Here is an 18,090-nt window from a genome sequence, read left to right as displayed (position 1 = left end):
CGTTTTTGCGTAATGCCAGCCATTAGGGCAGGGGGGAATGGATCCCGCCGGCCGTTGGCCGCAGCCTTAATTGCTGAAGATTGCCTTCAAGGACCGCAGCAGTATCCAGGGTGGACACTTTGCGGCTGGTGATCGCTGCTTCACGGTGCAATTCAAGTTTTTTGCGCCACTTTTCGGGAATATCCTCAAGACGCTGATACAGATTTTCCAGCGTTCCCGCCTGGCTTATCAGGCTGGCCGCCGTTTTCGGTCCAATGCCGGAAACCCCGGGTATTTTACTGCCGCTGATGCCAGCTAGACCCCAATATTCCGTTAACAGATGAGGTTCTACACCGAAGGTGCCGAGAACAAAAGGCTGATCAAGCCAGCGCTTTTGAAAATAGTCGCGTATCTGGATCCCCGGTCTCAACAGCTGGCAATAGCCTTTATCGGTTGAGACCAGTGTGGCCCGGTGGCCGGCGCTGGCCACTTTGTTCGCCAGGGTGGCGGCAATATCATCTGCTTCGTAGCCCTTAGCCTGCCAGCAGGCAACCCCGGCTTGCTCGAAAGCCGACCGGATTGTGGGTAGCAGGGCCTGCAAATCGTCGGGCATTGGCGAGCGCCCTGCTTTATAGGAAGGCAGCATCCGGTGCCGCCAGCTGTCATGACGGCTATCGTCATCAAAGACAGCAACCGCGTGGGTTGGCTCGCTGTGCACGAGCAATTGACGTAGCGCATGCTCACAGGTTGCCAGACATGAGCTGCCCTGAACCGCATGAATGCGCCTTATCAGGTTTAAAGCATCCACTATCAATAAATGCGCTGCCATCAGGGTCGCCCCTCCTTGGTATTGCAGGGACCGTGGTTCAGCACAATCCAGCCCCTGAAAAAGGCCTGCCTGGCCGGTTTATCGGCAAATCTCATAGCAGGGGATATAGGCGCTGCCGGGCAGCTTCATGCGATGCTGGGCGACAAACCCCTGCAGCAGAATATCCATACGGCTCATGACGTCCGGGTCACCATGGAGTTTGTAGGGGCCCTGCTTTTCAATCATGTGAATGCCGTATTCTTTAACATTACCCGTTACAATGCCGGAAAACGCCTTGCGCAAGGCGGCGGCCAGCTGCGCGGGCGGCTGATCTCGGTGCAGGTTCAGGTTGGCCATATTGGCATGGGTCGGATCAAACGGCAGCTGCAAATCAGGCGCAATCCGGATAGACCAGTTGAAACTGTAAGCATCGCCGGACACGCGGCGGTTTTCTTTCACCTCTACCATGGCCAGCTTCATCCTGCGGGCGACTTCAGCAGCATCATCGACAATGATGCTGTAATAGCGTCGGGCCTGTTCACCCAGCGTACTGACGATAAATTCGTCCAGCACCCGGAAATAGTCGGCGCTTTCCTGGGGGCCGGTCAGGATCAGCGGCAGTACCTGATCCTGATTCTCAGGATCCATCATGATGCCCAGCAAATAGAGGAACTCTTCCGCGGTGCCAACGCCGCCCGGGAAAATAATAATGCCATGCCCGATCCGGACGAAGGCTTCCAGGCGCTTTTCGATATCCGGCATGATGACCAGTTCGTTTACCAGCGGATTTGGTGGTTCGGCAGCGATAATCGAAGGTTCGGTCATGCCGATAAAACGGCCATCCCGGTAGCGCTGCTGAGCATGACCCACTGCCGCGCCTTTCATCGGCGCTTCCATGGCGCCCGGCCCGCAACCGGTGCAGATATTGAGCTCCCGCAGGCCTAATTGGCTTCCCACCGCGCGGGCATAGCGATATTCATTTTCATTGATTGAATGGCCTCCCCAGCAGACGATCATATTGGGTGCCTCGCCAACATGCAGGCCACGGGCATTGCGCATTATCGAGAATACCAGATTGGTGATATGGCTGGAGTTGCCCAGATTGAGATGCTGATGCTGGCCGGCACTGGCAATCTGGCCGTTAACGAACAGGATATCCCGCAGCACTGCAAACAGGTTGGCCTGAAGTGAACGGATGATCTTGCCGTCCACAAACGCGTCTTCCGGCGGATTGACCAGTTCCAATTTAACGCCGCGCTCCCGGCGCAGCACATTGATATCGAACTCCTGGTAGCGTTCCAGCAGTTCTTTGCTGCTATCGGTCTGGGCGCCTGAATTCAGTACCGCCAGCGAACAGTTGCGAAACAAGCGGTACAGGTCGCTGCTTGCGGTGCGCTTGAGCATATCCACTTCAAGTTGCGACAGTAAATCCATTGATCCAAGGGGACTGATATGCGTAATCAAAATAACTCCTTGTTGTGCCATTCTGCACAATTTTTATAATCCGGACAGCCTGCTGTCTGCCACTGTCTGTTCGTGTTAACAGTACGTGCACAGGTGATGTTTTACCACTGTTTCGCTGTGGGATCGGCTGTTTGATGCGCAGTCGCGCGCATTATTGCCGAGCCAGCCGACCGGTGGAGGGAATAAAAGACGCATTGCTTCTCCAGGGATTGATATCCAGTCCGCCGCGTCGGGTATAGCGGGCATAGACTGAAAGCTGTTCCGGATGGCAAAAACGCATGATGTCGTTAAATATCCGCTCGACGCACTGCTCATGAAATTCATTGTGGTGGCGGAAGGACACCAGATAACGCAGTAACGCCTCACGGTTGATTCGCGGACCGCAATAGCTTATCTGCACAGAGCCCCAGTCGGGCTGATGGGTTATCAGGCAATTGGATTTGAGCAGATGGCTGACCAGGACTTCATTCACCGGCCGGCCTTCTTCGGCCGCATACTCAAGATAGGCCGGGTTGAAGGTATAATCATCGATGCGTATATCCTGTTCATCGATGCATTCTCCGGCAAAGGCCGCGATAGGCTGATTATCCAGCGCGTTAAGGGCGCACAGACTGACGCTGACGTCGCCCTGCGCGCAACGGCTCAGATCCCTGACCAGCGTCCCCTGCACCCGATCCCAGTTATCGAACCGGGTCTGGTTGAAACTGTTCAGGTAAAGTTTAAAACTTTTTGATTCAATGAGAGACTTGCTGTCGGCATTGAGGCTGATTTCGCCCACCGCAACCTGGGGCAGGCCATTCGCATTCAGCCAGGAAAGTTCGTACAGCGTCCATATATCTGCACCGTGAAAAGGCAGTGATGTCGGTGTGAGCCCAAGCGGCTCACGATTCAGTGAGCGGGGTACCGCCTGCAGAAGCGATGCATCGTACTGATCCTGATAAGCGGTGGGTTTGCCTAGCGTCAGGGATTGCAATGATTGGCTGTCTTGATAATTGGACATGTAGAGTATCCTGGATCCATCTTGTTACTGTAGGGTTTAGTGTACCGTAGACCACGGTCAGAAGAGAAAAATTATGGATTACCCGATGTCACAGGCGTTACAGAATTTTACCGATCGCTACGTCGCATACTGGCAGTCGCATACTGGACGCGCTCCAGCCAGTGCGGCGTTATTCGGCGTTCCTTCCCCATGCATCGTGGAGGAAACGGAGCATTTGGTCCACTGGCTGCCGGCACCGCAGCCAGGTGAATCCAGGCTGGACGGTGTGGAACGTGCGCTCTCCATTGAACTCCAGCCTGCAGTCCACGCCTGGTACGGCCTGCAGTACGCCGGTGATCTGTATGCCAGCTTTGAGGGACGCCCGCTTGAGCTGGTGCAGGTATGGAGCGAGGCAGACTTTATTCGTATACAAGAGAACCTGATTGGACATCTGCTGATGCAGAAAAGGCTCAAACTGCCGCCAACGCTGTTTATCGGCACCACCGGCTCTGAGACCACGATTATTTCATTATGTAATCTCAGCGGACGCATCCTGCTTGAAGAAATAGGTACCCGAAAAATTCAGGTGCTTGCCGCTGAGGTAGGAGATTTTACAGCAGGACTGGAGCCCAGGATACCTGACGATGTCGTGGATTATTTATCCTAAAAATTGTGAGATATATCTTACGAGATATGTGGGATATTGCTAATTATCACTGTGGAAAATAACTCGAATTTTTATATTAATCTCTAATTATCATATACATAATTCGCCCGCCCCTGAATTGATGTACTTTGCACAATAATAAAGTCAGGGAACTATCTTGTTTAAGGCGATTGTTTAAGCGATCTTATGTTTCAAGTTAACGGCATAGCTGTATGGCATTGTACGTTATCCACCGGTTTGGGCGGCCAGGGAAACGGTCGTGAAAAGGGAAGGCTTCAGGAAGAAACCCGTCATTTTCAGGATGAAAACTGGGACACCTCCAGGATGGAGATTGTGAGCTGGCCATGGACTTACCAGCGAGGCTGGATTGCCTGATGGATATGCGTTGGATAACGCAGGCTTCTCACAAGGATGAGAAAAGCCAACATGGATGGTTACCGGTTATCGCAGGATAACCCCCTCAGGGATGTCTGCAGGGAGCATACACATAGCGGGAATGCTATAAACGAACCGGGGGTACTGTGCAAACAGTACCCCCTTTTCTTTGCGGTTGGCTCAATTAGCGCCGCCGGAGGATAGATGATATGCTTTGCCGCTTTGCGGTGCAGTGCCGCTTCCAGCCTTTCTGCCGGAGGACTCCATGGATCTATCACGCCTGGTTCGTCATCAGTTAATAGAGATTGAGCAGACGATGAAAGCCTTATCTTTATGGCAGACATTGCCACCCTCCAGCACCGCTTTTGACAGCACTGAACCTTTTTGCATAGATACCATGCAGGCCCAGGAATGGCTGCAGTGGGTATTGCTGCCTCGCATGCATGCCTTGCTGGACAGCGCCGGGCCGTTGCCTGACCGTTTCGCCATTGCGCCGTATTTCGAGGAAGCAATGCCGGATGCCGAACCGCTGTTGCTGCTTTTGCGGCAGCTTGACGGCTTGTTCGCCCCTTTGCCTTATTGACCGGCGCATTTTACTTAATATGATCACAATTTGTTATCAAGATGAGCACATCATTGCGGTGAATAAACCTGCAGGCTGGCTGGTTCATCGGAGCTGGCTTGATCGCCAGGAAAAAATCGTGGTGATGCAAACCGTCAGAGACATGATCGGCCAGCATGTTTTCACCGTACATCGACTCGATCGGCCGACCTCCGGATTGCTGCTGCTGGCGCTATCGAGCGAGGTGGCACGGACCCTTTCGGCGCAGTTTGAAAACCATCACATCAATAAAGGCTATCACGCCGTAGTCCGTGGCTATATGGAAGGGGAAGGCACCATTGATTATGCCCTCACCCAGGAACTGGATAAAATAGCCGATAAATTCGCTCAGCCGGATAAAGCGCCTCAGCCGGCCATCAGCCATTACCGTACTCTGGCCCAGGTTGAAATGCCTGTGGCTATCGGCCGTTACCCGACCTCACGCTACAGTCTGATGTCGTTATCCCCCCAGACCGGGCGTAAGCATCAACTGCGCCGCCATATGTCCCATCTGCGCCATCCGATCATCGGCGACTCCACCCATGGCGATTTAAAGCAAAATCGAGGATTTGCCGAGCAGTTTGGCCCCCAGCGACTCATGCTGCACGCCAGCCGTATGAATCTTCAACATCCGGTCACGGGTCAACCGCTGGAACTCAACGCCCCCTGGGATGATCACTGGCAGAGTGTGATGACTCGCTTCGGCTGGCAGGCGATTTCACCTGCATTATGAAGGGTTGAGTTTGGGCTTGCATCAGGTCAGGATAAGGCAAACTTCATCTAAACCAACCACAGAGATTTGATACCATGGCACAAATAGGGATTTTCATCGGCACGGTTTACGGCAATGCGCTTATGGTCGGGGAAGAGGCGGAAACCATTCTCAAAGAGCAGGGACATGATGTGACCCTGTTCGAAGATCCTCATCTGGCCGACTGGCTGCTGTTTAGCGAACATTATGCCCTCGTTATCACTTCTACTACCGGCCAGGGTAATTTGCCAGACAATATCGTGCCGCTGTATGAGGGGATCAAGGAAAAGGTAGGGCACCAGCCTGCGTTGCATTATGGAGTCATTGCGCTGGGAGACAGCAGCTATGATTATTTCTGCGGCGCTGGGCAGCGATTTGACGCACTGCTGAAGGAGCAGGGGGCCAGCCGAGTGGGTGAAGTACTTCAGATAGATGCGATGGAGCATCCTGAGCCTGAAGTCGTCGCCTGTCCCTGGCTAGAACAATGGGCTCAGCTTATTAAAGCTTGAGCTTATTAAAGCTGAAGGCGGCTCAATATGACCTGGTATACGCCCGCTCAGGGTGTAACCAGGGCGAATTGTTGCGACCGGCAAAAATTACTGTTTTTTCTGGGTCAGTTTTTCCAAATCGGCTTCGATCTCGGTGATCTTGTTGGATACCACGCTTTCAAGGTGGCGCAGATCTTCAAGGATTTTGTGTTTGAGATCGACTTCGGTCTGATCGCGATGGCAAAGCTGGTCTAGTTCATCAATGACATAGCGCAGATTTGGACTTATTTCATTAATTTCACGATAGCCTTCAGAGGCATTGTCCGATACCACGGTCTTGCGTTGCCGCGGGTATTTGAATTTGACGCTTTTAGCGAAGAATTCCCCTTTATCACGGCGAAAATAGATCTTTAGGATGTCATTATTGGCTTCCTGACGGAGACTGTAGCGATCGATGTCGTCCGGATGATTAACGCCTAGGCTTTTCAGGTTATCGTACATATTGCTCCACCTCTTGAGTGTCATTCCCTGGGTCTGGGTATGATTATGACGCCAGATGGCGTCATATAATGTGATTAACAACTGAAATCGCGGGGCATTCTGCAGAAGAAACCGCACCCGACCTGATGGATCTTAGTCTATGGTACGTAATAACTCATTAATACCTACCTTGCCGCGGGTCTTGGCATCGACCTTTTTGACAATAACTGCGCAATACAGGCTGTAGCGTCCATCTTTCGACGGCAGGTTGCCGGAGACCACCACCGAGCCTGCCGGAACGCGTCCATAGTGCACTTCGCCGGTTTCGCGATCATAGATCTTGGTGCTCTGGCCAATAAATACGCCCATCGAGATCACCGACCCTTCTTCAACCACCACCCCTTCGACTACTTCGGAACGGGCACCGACAAAACAGTTATCTTCAATAATAGTCGGGTTGGCCTGCAGTGGTTCTAATACGCCGCCGATGCCGACCCCGCCGGACAGGTGTACATTTTTACCGATCTGCGCACACGACCCTACCGTTGCCCAGGTGTCGACCATGGTGCCCTCATCGACATAGGCGCCGATATTGACGTAGGAAGGCATCAGCACGGTATTACGCGCAATGAAGGCGCCCCGGCGAACGCTGGCCGGCGGAACGACACGGAAGCCTTCGCGTTGGAATCGCGCGGCGTCATAGTCGGCGAATTTCATCGGCACCTTGTCGAAATAGCGCGTTTCCGCGCCTTCCATAACCTGGTTATCGCTGATACGGAATGACAACAATACCGCTTTTTTTAACCATTGATGCGTTTCCCACTGGCCATTTATTTTTTCCGCGACGCGGAGCAGGCCGCTGTCCAGGCGACGGATGGTTTCATTAACCGCCTCGCGGGTAATAGTATCGACATTAGCCGGCGTAATGTCTGCGCGACGCTCGAAGGCGTCTTCAATGATCTGCTGTAATTGCTGCATCCTGTCTTCGTCCTGTCTGTCTGCAAATGAATTAATTAAAGTCTATTTGTATCACATTTTTTCATTGGGGTTGAGCGCCTCGGTTAAACGGCGTTCTAATTCCTGCTGGGTATCGGGGCTCAAGGCACGGCGGTCCTTTTCAGCCAGGATAAACAGATCCTCTACCCGCTCGCCAATAGTCGATATGCGCGCACCATGCAGGGAAATGCCCATATCCACAAACACCTCGCTGACCCTTGCCAGCAACCCAGGCTGATCCAGTGCCGTCAGTTCAAGGTAGCTGCGCCTGTCGGTATGCGCGGCGAGAAATACCACTTCGGTAGGGACATTGAAATGGCGCAGTTTGGGTGACGGTCGGCGTACCCGGGGATGCTGATATTCGCCAGGCTGCAGAATCTGCAGCAGCGCCTGGCTGATAGTCTGATGACGATCAGGCGCTATCGGGCTGCCGTCAGGCTCCAGCACTACGAAGGTATCCATTGCCATGCCGTCGCGATTGGTGAATATCTGCGCATCATGTACGCTCAGATTGCGCCGGTCCAGTTCGCCGGTGACAGCGGCAAACAGATAGGGCCGGTCATGGTTCCAGATAAATATTTCAGTTCCGCCTCGCGTCGCCTGGGGGCTGATAAGCACCAGAGGTTCGGCATAGTCATGATTCAGCAAATGGCGCGCGTGCCAGGCAAGCTGATTGGGCGTATGACGCAGGAAATAATCAGCCCGGCAGCGGGTCCAGATCGCTTGCAGCGCCGCTTCATCAATATCTTCCATACGCAGCAGCGCCAACGCCTGGGCACGGTTGTGGCGCACCCGTTTGCGAAGATCAGGGGATGAGCGCATGCCTCGGCGCAGTTGTTTTTCGGTGGCGAAGAACAGCTCGCGCAACAGACTTTGTTTCCAGCTATTCCACAGGGTTTCATTGGTGGCGCAGATATCGGCGACCGTCAGGCAAAGCAGATAATGCAGGCGGCTTTCAGTGCGGACTTCAGCGGCAAAATCGGCCACTACCGTCGGATCCTGAATATCACGGCGCTGGGCCGTTACCGACATCATCAGATGGGCTTTCACCAGCCAGGAAACTAATTGGGCTTCGCTGCTGCTTAATCCATGCAGGCGAGCAAATTCCAGCGCGTCGATGGCGCCAAGTTCGGAATGATCGCCGCCACGGCCCTTGGCGATATCATGGAACAGCGCAGCCAGCAACAGCAGGTGCTGCTGTTCCAGTCGGGGCCATAACTCTACGCACAGCGGGTGCTGGGGACGCTGGCGATCGTCGGCGAAGCTTTCAATCTTCAGCAGCACGCGGATAGTATGTTCATCAACGGTATAGGCATGGAACAGGTCGAACTGCATCTGGCCGACAATATTGCTCCACTGGGGCATATAGGCCCAGAGCACACTGTGGCGATGCATAGGCAACAGCGCATGCCGCACCGCCCCCGGATGCCGGAGGATATCCATGAACAGACTGCGCGCTCGTGGATTGTTGCAAAGTGGTTCACCGAGATGCCGTCTGGCATGACGCAGCTGTCGCAGAGTGGCCGAGTATATGCCGACAATCTGCTGATTCTGCACCATCTTGCTGAACATGCGCATAATGGCTTCAGGCTGACGATCAAACAGCGTTTCATCACGCAAATCAATCATATCGCCGCGTAATTGGAAATCGTCGTCCAGCGGCTGGGGTTTTTCTTCCGGCGTTAGCGCCAGAATCGCTTCATCAAACAGCTGCAGCAGCATCTGGTTTAGCTCGCCTATCCGGCGCGTTACCCGGAAGAAATCCTTCATCATCCTTTCAACCGGCAGGTTGCCCTGGCCTTTATAACGCAACAATTGGGCCACACTCTGCTGGCGATCGAACAGCAGGCGGTTATCGTATCGGTTGAGCACCCTATGCAGCGCAAAGCGGATACGCCAGAGGAAGCTCTGGCATTCGTTGAGTTCATCGCGTTCAGCTACGGTCAGGAAACCAAAGCCGACCATTTCATCAAGGGACGTCGCACCGAAGTGACGGTGGGCGACCCACAGCAGGGTATGAATATCGCGCAGGCCGCCAGGACTGCTTTTAATATCGGGTTCCAGGTTATAGCTGGTTCCATGATAGCGCTGGTGGCGTTCGTTCTGTTCGGCAATTTTGGCGCTGAAGAAATCGCTTGAGGGCCAGAATTCATCATTGAACAGGCACTTCTGCAATTTAAGAAACAGTGCCACATCTCCGCAGATAAGGCGGGATTCAATCAGGTTGGTGGCAACGGTCAGATCGGCAAGTCCTTCGCGCAGGCATTCGTCAATGCTGCGCACGCTATGCCCCACATCCAGCTTCAAATCCCACAGCAGGGTCAGCAACTCGCTGATGTGCTGTGCCTGTGGCGGAGTAAGCGGGTCCTGGCTCAGGACCAGTACATCAATATCAGACAGCGGATGCAGTTCACCGCGCCCGTAGCCACCTACCGCCACCAGTGCGGTTTCAGGCGCCTCATCGAAACCGTGCAGGCGCCAGAGCTGCCGGAGCAGCTGGTCAATATACAGCGTGCGGGCATCAAGCAGGGTTTCCGCAGAAACACCGGCAGAAAACGCCTCACCCATCCATGACTGAAAGTCATCCAGACGGCTTTTGAGGTAGGCGCGGTTGAAGGCCTCGTCAGGCCAGGTGAACGGGGAAGCCGGTTTCGGCGGGACAGGCATATCAGCGGGTACCGCAGTGTACTGAAGGATCTTATCCGGCATATAGGACCTGGCTGCAGGCGGCCCCGACCGGTGTCAACGGACTATCCGGCAAGGACAGCATAGAATCTTGGTACCAGCGGGGAGTGGTGAAAAAACCGGTATGATTCCCGGTCCAGGCCCCGTCCGGCCCGACCCGCATCTGGACGAAGTAGTTTAGCGTCACCCGCCGCATGAGGCTGACGCTCCGCATACTCAGTCTTTGTGCGTAATAACCGTCGGCAACTGATCATCGCTGCGCAACGTCATGATCTCACAGCCATCCTCGGTGACGACGATGGTGTGTTCATACTGTGCCGACAGGCTGCGATCCTTGGTTTTCACCGTCCAGCCATCCTTCATGGTGCGAATGCGAAAATCACCGGTATTCACCATCGGTTCGATGGTAAAAGCCATGCCTGGCTGGAGGACAACGCCGCCATCATCGGCATCGTAATGCAGCACCTGGGGATCTTCGTGGAAGCCGGCTCCAATGCCGTGTCCGCAGTATTCGCGCACCACGGAGAAATTCTCGGCTTCGACAAACTGCTGTATCGCTTTGCCCAGTGTACGCAGACGAATACCGGGTTTGACCATTTTGACTGCCAGGTACAAGCTGTCTTTGGTCACCCGGCAAAGACGCTCGCCAAGAATGGTCGGCTTGCCGGCGATAAACATTTTGGACGTATCGCCATGAAAGCCGTCTTTAATCACCGTGACGTCAATATTGACGATATCGCCGTCCTTGAGCTTCTTATCGTCGCTGGGGATACCGTGGCAAACGACTTCATTGACCGAAATACAGACTGATTTGGGAAAACCGTGGTAGCCGAGGCTGGCGGAAACCGCATGCTGCACTTCAGTGATATGCCGATGGCAAAGGCGGTCCAGTTCACCGGTGGTAACCCCCGGCACGACAAAGGGTTCGATCATTTCAAGCACTTCGGCGGCAAGACGGCCGGCGACGCGCATTTTTGCAATATCTTCTGCTGTTTTGATTGGAATGGCCATGAATAGATCCACAGTCGGCACGAAATCCGACAAGTAAAATGATAAGATTCATATAGTGCGTTAATGGTATCAGCCCTGCATTCCCCTGCCAAATTATCATTTGGTTGCGCCATGCGCGGACAACTAAAGGTGGAGTCCTTTCGCGTATTATGGTATAAAGCGCGCCGACGATCGGCATAGTATGATTCTGTCAGCTGTCTCGGTCAGTTAAACTAAACTCAAATGTGTTATTACACACACGTATCGGCACATACTCCGGGGTGCTTTGGCCTGGTCACAGGCAGGGTCGGCTGTATGGGATACGTGGAGGCATAACCCCAAACTTACTTAGAGGTTTAATCATGGCAACTGTTTCCATGCGTGACATGCTCAAGGCCGGTGTGCATTTCGGACACCAAACCCGTTACTGGAACCCGAAAATGAAGCCTTTCATCTTCGGTTCGCGTAATAAAGTTCACATCATCAACCTCGAGCAGACGGTTCCGATGTTCAATGACGCTCTGGCTGAACTGAACAAAATCGCCTCACGCAAAGGCAAAATCCTGTTTGTCGGCACCAAGCGTGCAGCAAGCGAAGCGGTAAAAGAAGCAGCGAACAGCTGTGATCAATTCTTCGTTAACCATCGCTGGTTAGGTGGCATGTTGACCAACTGGAAAACGGTTCGTCAGTCCATCAAGCGTTTGAAAGATCTGGAAATCCAGTCTCAGGACGGTACTTTCGAAAAGCTGACCAAGAAAGAGGCGCTGATGCGTACTCGCGAACTGGCCAAGCTGGAAAACAGCCTGGGTGGTATTAAAGATATGGGCGGCCTGCCTGACGCGCTGTTTGTTATCGATGCCGAGCACGAGCACATCGCTATCAAAGAAGCCAACAACCTGGGCATCCCGGTATTCTCTATCGTTGATACCAACTCTGATCCGGACGGCGTGGACTTCATCATCCCTGGTAACGACGATGCCATCCGTGCCATCAACCTGTATCTGACCGCTGTGTCCACCGCTGTTCGCGAAGGCCGCTCGCAGGATTTGGTTGAACAGGCTGAAGAAAGCTTTGTGGAAGCTGAATAATAAGGCATGCTCAATTTAGAGCCCTTATTAACCAAGTTTTAAATATGTTGGTTAGAGGGCCTGTCATCAGGCCCTCTTTTTTACCTATCCCCGACGCGGGATAACGAGGAAAAGATAATGGCTGATATTACCGCTGCCCTGGTAAAAGAACTGCGCGAACGTACTGGCGCAGGCATGATGGAATGTAAAAAAGCCCTGGTCGAAGCTCAGGGTGATATCGAGCTGGCTATCGATAACATGCGCAAATCCGGCCAGGCGAAAGCCGCCAAGAAAGCCGGCCGTGTTGCCGCTGAAGGCATCATCCTGACCAAAATCGCTCAGGACGGAAAATACGGTGTTATCGTCGAACTGAACTGCGAAACTGATTTCGTGGCTAAAGACGCCGGTTTTAAAGCCTTCGGCGACGAAGTGATTAGCGCAGCGCTTGAAGCCCGCATCACTGACGTAGAAGAGCTGAAAGCGAAATTTGAAGAAAAGCGTACCGCTCTGGTGGCAAAAATTGGTGAAAACATCAATATCCGCCGCATCGGTGTGCTTGAAGGCGACGTGCTGGGCAGCTATCTGCACGGCGCGCGTATCGGCGTCATGGTTGCCGCCAGCGGTGCTGACGAAGAACTGGTCAAGCATGTTGCCATGCACATCGCCGCCAGCAAGCCTGAATACGTAAATGCCGAAGATGTCCCTGCTGACGTTGTAGCCCGCGAGCACCAGATCCAGTTGGATATCGCCATGCAGTCCGGCAAGCCGCGTGAAATCGCTGAAAAAATGGTTGAAGGTCGTATGCGCAAGTTCACCGGCGAGATCTCTCTGACCGGCCAGCACTTCGTGATGGACCCGAGCAAAACCGTAGGTCAGCTGCTGAGCGAAAGCAATGCCAACGTTATCAATTTCATCCGTTTTGAAGTGGGTGAAGGCATCGAGAAAGCTGAAGTTGATTTTGCTGCAGAAGTTGCCGCAATGAGCAAGCAGTCTTAATGTCGTATTTGGAACCGCCACCTGGCGGTTCCTTTTTATCAAGCCAGTATGAATATCAGGCGATTTTCCCGCGCTCCATCGCAGAGCCGGTGACGTAAAAAATTGTCTCCGTCCATCCCGTTATCGCTGCTTTAGGAACAAACCAAATGGCTACCAACGCAAAACCCGTATATCAGCGTATCCTGCTCAAACTGAGCGGTGAAGCTCTGCAAGGCGCAGAAGGTTTTGGTATCGACGCGAGTGTTTTGGATCGTATGGCTCAGGAAGTCAAAGAGCTGGTCGAGCTGGGAATTCAGGTCGGAGTGGTTATTGGGGGCGGTAATCTATTCCGCGGCGCAGGCCTGGCTCAGGCAGGCATGAATCGTGTAGTTGGCGACCATATGGGGATGCTGGCGACCGTAATGAATGGTCTGGCGATGCGTGATGCGCTGCATCGTGCCTATGTGAATGCCCGACTGATGTCTGCGATTCCACTGAACGGCGTGTGTGACAACTACAGCTGGGCTGAAGCTATAAGCCTGCTCCGTAATAACCGGGTAGTCATCTTCTCCGCCGGTACCGGCAATCCGTTTTTTACTACCGACTCGGCTGCCTGCCTGCGGGGTATTGAAATTGAAGCCGACGTGGTGCTGAAGGCAACCAAGGTTGATGGCGTATTTTCCGCCGACCCGGTTAAGCATCCCGACGCCACGCTTTATGAAAAAATCAGCTATCAGGACGTGCTGGAACAGGAGCTCAAGGTCATGGACCTGGCGGCGTTTACTCTGGCCCGCGACCATAATCTTCCCATTCGCGTGTTCAACATGAACAAGCCGGGCGCACTGCGTCGTGTGGTAATGGGTGAGAAAGAAGGCACGCTGATTACAAAATAACGGTTATCCGTTAGAATACTGTATCATGCCGCACCCGCGGCACTATAAACGCCAAAGGACCAGCTGCGGCTGGTTTTGACTATCACGGGCTTGGCGACAGCTTAAGCCCGCCCGGATAACCAGTTTTCAAGGGTTCGCAACGTGATTAATGAAATCCGCAAAGATGCTGAAGTGCGCATGGATAAATGCGTGGAAGCATTCAAAAACCACATCAGCAAAATCCGTACTGGCCGCGCCTCGCCGAGCCTGCTCGATGGTATCCAGATTGAATACTACGGTACAGCAACGCCGCTGCGCCAGTTGGCTAACGTGGTCGCTGAAGATTCTCGCACCCTGGCTATCACGGTGTTCGACCGTTCGCTGAGCCCGGCAGTAGAAAAGGCCATCCTGGCCTCGGATCTCGGCCTCAACCCTTCTTCAGCCGGCACCGTTATCCGTGTGCCGCTGCCGCCGCTGACAGAAGAACGCCGCCGCGATCTGATCAAAGTGGTCCGCGCCGAGGCAGAGCAGGGCAAGGTATCGGTTCGAAACGTACGCCGTGACGCTAATGATAAAGTTAAAGCATTGCTTAAGGATAAAGAAATCAGTGAAGATGAAGATCGTCGCTCCCAGGACGATATTCAGAAGTTGACTGATCTCTATATCAAGAAAGTCGACGCTGCCCTGGCGGACAAAGAAGCCGAGTTGATGGAAATCTGACCATCCTGGCTTCGGCATGCCGTAGCGGACAATCCCGAGGGATTGACAGCCGCTGCGGCTTTTTTTTTGTAGCAGCCGTCATGGACAAACCCAGTCCAACGTTTCAGACTACAGGGCTTAACCCCATTACATGATGGCTTCCGGGTATCCCATGAAGTATTTGACGATTCTAGGTTCGACCGGTTCGATCGGAACCAATACCCTGGCCGTAATCAGACAAAATCCGCAACAATTTGCCGTGCGCGCCCTGGTTGCCGGGAAAAATGTCGATCTGATGGTCGAACAATGCCTGTCTTTCCGTCCTGATTATGCCTGTATGGCTGATGAGAATGCGGCCCGCCAACTGAAGGTCCATCTACGCCAGGCGGGACTGTCTACTGAAGTGCTTTCCGGTGAAGAGGCAGCGTGTGAACTCGCCGCGCTGAGCGACGTTGACCTGGTGATGGCGGCCATTGTCGGTGCGGCCGGGCTTTTGCCGACCATGTCGGCGCTGCGCGCAGGTAAAACGGTTCTGCTGGCTAATAAAGAGTCTCTGGTAACCTGTGGCCGGATTTTCATGAATGAAGCCCGGCAAAGTAATGCCAGGCTGTTACCGGTGGACAGTGAGCATAACGCCATTTTTCAGAGTTTACCTGAGCGGGTTCAGCTGGATTTAGGCCATGCTTCACTTCACGAGCACGGCGTATCACGCATCATCCTGACCGGGTCAGGCGGTCCTTTTCGCACCGTCGACCTGTCACTGCTGTCCGCCATGACGCCGGACCAGGCTTGCGCTCACCCTAACTGGTCGATGGGGCGGAAGATTTCAGTGGATTCTGCCACCATGATGAATAAAGGTCTGGAATATATTGAAGCCCGCTGGCTGTTCAATGCATCCGCAGAGCAAATGGAAGTGATACTGCATCCGCAGTCGGTTATACACTCCATGGTGCGCTATCTTGATGGCAGCGTGCTGGCCCAGATGGGGGCACCGGATATGCGTACGCCGATTGCTCATGCGATGGCGTATCCGCGACGCATTGTTTCAGGCGTTGAACCGCTGGATTTCTATCGGGCGGGGCCGCTCAGTTTCGAGCAGCCGGATTATCAGCGCTATCCGTGCCTGGCGCTGGCGATGCAGGCAAGCGAGGCGGGACAGGCGGCAACCACGGCGTTGAATGCAGCCAATGAAGTCTCGGTAGCGGCTTTCCTGCGGTCAGAGATTGGCTTTACCGACATTGCCGCAGTGAATCGGGCAGTGATGGAAAGAATGAGTCTGAGCGAACCCCATTCCGTCGGCGACGTCCTGGCTATCGATCGGGATGCTCGTGAATTTGCAGTTAATGAAAGCCGTTATTTCATGCACTAACTGGCACTGAATGCTTAAGCGTCGTGATTTGTTCCATGGCGACCGAAATGATATAGTCAGCGCCACCCATCACCACGCTGGCTCGCTAAACGTAGTGATTTATGGAGTGAGCCGTGTGCCTGCACGGCTTTTTTGCGCGTTCGGGCCATCTGTTGCCCAAAGACGGATCTATTCTTATTGAGGAATTGCGTAAGCGTTATGTCGTCCGATAATCAGCAAGAGGCTAATATATTGCCATCATCTACACCACGGCATGTGGCTATCATTATGGATGGCAATGGTCGATGGGCGAAAAGCCGGGGAAAACTGCGGATATTCGGTCATAAGGCTGGCGTAAAGTCAGTGAGACGCGCCGTCAGCTTTGCCGTGGGCCATCACTTCGATGCCTTGACACTGTATGCATTCAGCAGCGAGAACTGGAATCGTCCGATGCAGGAAGTGTCTGCACTGATGGAATTGTTTGTCAGGGCGCTGGACAGCGAGATCAAAAGCCTGCACAAGCATAATGTTCGCCTGAAGATTATTGGCGATATTCACCGCTTCGGTAGCCGGCTTCAGGAGAGAATTCGTCGTTCGGAAGAACTAACTGCAAATAATGACGGGTTGACCCTGAATATTGCCGCGAATTATGGCGGGCGTTGGGATATTATTCAGGGAGTAAGGCGCATTGCAGAAAAAGTGCAGGAAGGAGATCTCCGTCCGGATGAGATAGACGAAGACGACCTGTGCCGGCATGTGTGCCTCAGTGAACTGGCACCGGTGGATCTGGTGATCCGCACCGGCGGAGAGCATCGCATCAGTAATTTCCTGTTATGGCAGATAGCTTATGCTGAACTGTATTTCACCGATGTGCTGTGGCCGGATTTTGATGAAGTCGTTTTTGAAGGTGCGCTGAATGCTTTTGCTCAACGCGAGCGGCGCTTCGGTGGAACAACACCTCATGATGCCAACGCGTCCTAGGGGGATTTTTTGCTGAAGTATCGCCTGATTACTGCCTGTATATTAATACCAATTGTCATCGCCGCCCTGTTTCTCCTGCCGCCGGTGGGTTTTGCACTGGTGACGCTCGCTATCTGCATGCTTGCCGCCTGGGAATGGGGCCAGCTGTCGGGGCTCGGTAGCCGCAGTCAGCGCATTTGGCTGGCTATTCTCTGTGGTTTGCTGCTGGCGTTGATGATGTTTACTCTTCCAGCCTATCGGCCCTACGCTACGCTATGGCAGGTCAAATCCGTGCTGTGGGCCTCTCTGGCCTGGTGGCTGGCCGCCCTGGTGCTGGTGCTGGGTTATCCCGGTTCGGCCGCACTGTGGCGCAATTCAAGGCCTTTAAGGCTGATATTCGGTATCCTGACCATCGTGCCGTTCTTCTGGGGCATGGTCACGCTGCGTCAACACCACTATGATCTTAACCATTTTACCGGTGCCTGGTGGCTGCTGTACGTCATGCTGCTGGTCTGGGGAGCGGATACCGGCGCTTATATGTTCGGCAGAGCCTTGGGCAGGCATAAACTGGCCCCTAAGGTCTCTCCGGGAAAAACCTGGGAAGGGCTTATTGGCGGGCTGGTCACCTCGGCCGTCATTTCCTGGCTGTTCGGTAAATATGCACCGCTGGATGCAGCGCCGCTGAGCCTGCTGGTCTGTTCTGTGATTGCCGCACTTTCTTCAGTCCTGGGCGACCTGACCGAAAGCATGTTCAAACGCGAAGGGGGTATCAAGGACAGCGGTCATCTGATTCCCGGCCACGGCGGCATTCTGGACCGTATCGATAGTCTCACCGCCGCCGTTCCGGTATTCGCCTGTCTGATCCTGCTGGTTTTCAATGCAATATAATACGGGACGCTAAGCTTA

Annotated in this window: 19 protein-coding genes; 12 read left to right on the top strand and 7 right to left on the bottom strand. The window is 53.6% G+C overall.

Translation table 11 applies throughout. From position 1 onward, the window contains the following. Positions 1-22 precede the first annotated feature (22 nt). From xni to queF, 3 genes are all read right to left on the bottom strand, one after another. Positions 23-808, bottom strand: a complete 786-nt coding sequence (gene xni / locus EDC52_RS17150; RefSeq protein WP_131867115.1) for a flap endonuclease Xni — start codon at positions 806-808, stop codon at positions 23-25. Positions 809-886: 78 nt separating this feature from the next. Then, positions 887-2,251 (bottom strand): nucleotide 5'-monophosphate nucleosidase PpnN, encoded by a 1,365-nt coding sequence (gene ppnN / locus EDC52_RS17145; protein ID WP_131867113.1) that lies wholly within the window; start codon positions 2,249-2,251, stop codon positions 887-889. A gap of 151 nt (positions 2,252-2,402) precedes the next feature. Continuing rightward, positions 2,403-3,251, bottom strand: coding sequence for an NADPH-dependent 7-cyano-7-deazaguanine reductase QueF (gene queF, locus EDC52_RS17140; RefSeq protein WP_131867111.1), 849 nt, complete (start codon positions 3,249-3,251; stop codon positions 2,403-2,405). A 73-nt stretch (positions 3,252-3,324) separates the two neighbouring features. Between queF and syd the strand changes: the two genes are divergently transcribed. From syd to EDC52_RS17115, 5 genes are all read left to right on the top strand, one after another. Beyond that, positions 3,325-3,897, top strand: a complete 573-nt coding sequence (syd, locus tag EDC52_RS17135) for a SecY-interacting protein (protein ID WP_131867109.1) — start codon at positions 3,325-3,327, stop codon at positions 3,895-3,897. Between the two features lie 186 nt (positions 3,898-4,083). After that, positions 4,084-4,272 (top strand): hypothetical protein, encoded by a 189-nt coding sequence (locus tag EDC52_RS17130; protein WP_131867107.1) that lies wholly within the window; start codon positions 4,084-4,086, stop codon positions 4,270-4,272. A 265-nt stretch (positions 4,273-4,537) separates the two neighbouring features. Next, the gene (locus tag EDC52_RS17125; protein WP_131867105.1) at positions 4,538-4,855 is read left to right on the top strand and encodes a YqcC family protein; all 318 of its coding nucleotides are present in this window, start codon (positions 4,538-4,540) and stop codon (positions 4,853-4,855) included. A 19-nt stretch (positions 4,856-4,874) separates the two neighbouring features. Further along, positions 4,875-5,606: a tRNA pseudouridine(65) synthase TruC gene (truC, locus tag EDC52_RS17120; RefSeq protein ID WP_131867103.1), complete on the top strand. Its 732-nt coding sequence runs from the start codon at positions 4,875-4,877 to the stop codon at positions 5,604-5,606. Between the two features lie 74 nt (positions 5,607-5,680). Continuing rightward, positions 5,681-6,133 (top strand): flavodoxin, encoded by a 453-nt coding sequence (locus EDC52_RS17115; protein ID WP_131867101.1) that lies wholly within the window; start codon positions 5,681-5,683, stop codon positions 6,131-6,133. An 87-nt stretch (positions 6,134-6,220) separates the two neighbouring features. Here the strand turns inward: EDC52_RS17115 and EDC52_RS17110 are convergent, their stop codons facing one another. The 4 genes from EDC52_RS17110 to map form a co-directional block, all read right to left on the bottom strand. Next, a complete protein-coding gene (locus EDC52_RS17110) occupies positions 6,221-6,613 on the bottom strand; it encodes a DUF3461 family protein (protein WP_131867099.1) in 393 nt (130 codons plus the stop codon). A gap of 132 nt (positions 6,614-6,745) precedes the next feature. Further along, the gene (dapD, locus tag EDC52_RS17105; RefSeq protein ID WP_131867098.1) at positions 6,746-7,570 is read right to left on the bottom strand and encodes a 2,3,4,5-tetrahydropyridine-2,6-dicarboxylate N-succinyltransferase; all 825 of its coding nucleotides are present in this window, start codon (positions 7,568-7,570) and stop codon (positions 6,746-6,748) included. Positions 7,571-7,621: 51 nt separating this feature from the next. After that, on the bottom strand, positions 7,622-10,297 hold the full coding sequence (gene glnD / locus EDC52_RS17100) for a bifunctional uridylyltransferase/uridylyl-removing protein GlnD (protein ID WP_131867096.1): 2,676 nt from the start codon (positions 10,295-10,297) through the stop codon (positions 7,622-7,624). 192 nt (positions 10,298-10,489) lie between these two features. Further along, entirely contained in the window at positions 10,490-11,284 is a 795-nt protein-coding gene (gene map, locus EDC52_RS17095) for a type I methionyl aminopeptidase (RefSeq protein WP_131867094.1), read from the bottom strand. 341 nt (positions 11,285-11,625) lie between these two features. Between map and rpsB the strand changes: the two genes are divergently transcribed. From rpsB to cdsA, 7 genes are all read left to right on the top strand, one after another. Further along, on the top strand, positions 11,626-12,351 hold the full coding sequence (gene rpsB, locus EDC52_RS17090; protein ID WP_131867092.1) for a 30S ribosomal protein S2: 726 nt from the start codon (positions 11,626-11,628) through the stop codon (positions 12,349-12,351). Positions 12,352-12,468: 117 nt separating this feature from the next. Next, positions 12,469-13,326, top strand: coding sequence for a translation elongation factor Ts (tsf, locus tag EDC52_RS17085; protein ID WP_131867090.1), 858 nt, complete (start codon positions 12,469-12,471; stop codon positions 13,324-13,326). A 146-nt stretch (positions 13,327-13,472) separates the two neighbouring features. Then, positions 13,473-14,198 (top strand): UMP kinase, encoded by a 726-nt coding sequence (gene pyrH / locus EDC52_RS17080; protein WP_131867088.1) that lies wholly within the window; start codon positions 13,473-13,475, stop codon positions 14,196-14,198. Between the two features lie 141 nt (positions 14,199-14,339). Beyond that, entirely contained in the window at positions 14,340-14,897 is a 558-nt protein-coding gene (frr, locus tag EDC52_RS17075; protein ID WP_131867086.1) for a ribosome recycling factor, read from the top strand. A gap of 151 nt (positions 14,898-15,048) precedes the next feature. After that, positions 15,049-16,245 (top strand): 1-deoxy-D-xylulose-5-phosphate reductoisomerase, encoded by a 1,197-nt coding sequence (gene ispC, locus EDC52_RS17070; protein WP_131867084.1) that lies wholly within the window; start codon positions 15,049-15,051, stop codon positions 16,243-16,245. Between the two features lie 198 nt (positions 16,246-16,443). Further along, the gene (gene ispU / locus EDC52_RS17065) at positions 16,444-17,205 is read left to right on the top strand and encodes a (2E,6E)-farnesyl-diphosphate-specific ditrans,polycis-undecaprenyl-diphosphate synthase (RefSeq protein WP_131867082.1); all 762 of its coding nucleotides are present in this window, start codon (positions 16,444-16,446) and stop codon (positions 17,203-17,205) included. 9 nt (positions 17,206-17,214) lie between these two features. Continuing rightward, positions 17,215-18,072, top strand: a complete 858-nt coding sequence (gene cdsA / locus EDC52_RS17060) for a phosphatidate cytidylyltransferase (RefSeq protein ID WP_131867080.1) — start codon at positions 17,215-17,217, stop codon at positions 18,070-18,072. Positions 18,073-18,090 lie beyond the last annotated feature (18 nt).

The sequence above is a fragment of the Biostraticola tofi genome, from assembly GCF_004343195.1.
Lineage (GTDB): Bacteria > Pseudomonadota > Gammaproteobacteria > Enterobacterales > Enterobacteriaceae > Biostraticola > Biostraticola tofi.
Note: the sequence above shows the minus strand (reverse complement) of the source record. Positions and strands in the feature narration are given on the sequence as shown.